A 290-nucleotide genomic window follows, 5' to 3' on the forward strand; every position below is an offset into this window, starting at 1 on the left:
GGTAAAAAGACGATCGCTCTCCCTTCTCTGAAGGAAGCATTTCTGGCCATCCACAAGGAGCGGCTTTCGGAAAAGCGGCCGCTCGGAAAAATTTTGGGCGACGCCGTCACCTCTTCTGTACAAACCTTGCTGATGGTGGGCGGTTTTATTATATTGTTTTCGGTTTTCAGCCGGTTATTATCAATCGTACAAGTCATGGATGTGCTTTCTGTATTTACAAACGCGCTGCTTTCCCTTTTTCATCTTCCGGCAAATCTGGACATCCCTCTTATCAGCGGAATGTTTGAAAT

The 290-nt window shown here is 46.2% G+C and carries 1 pseudogene; it reads left to right on the forward strand.

The window, feature by feature from the left end:
• Window positions 1-290 (forward strand): annotated as a pseudogene (locus SB660_RS19885) (sporulation integral membrane protein YlbJ); the annotation flags it as partial.

The sequence above is a fragment of the Bacillus sp. SIMBA_005 genome (assembly GCF_046535585.1).
GTDB lineage: Bacteria > Bacillota > Bacilli > Bacillales > Bacillaceae > Bacillus > Bacillus pumilus.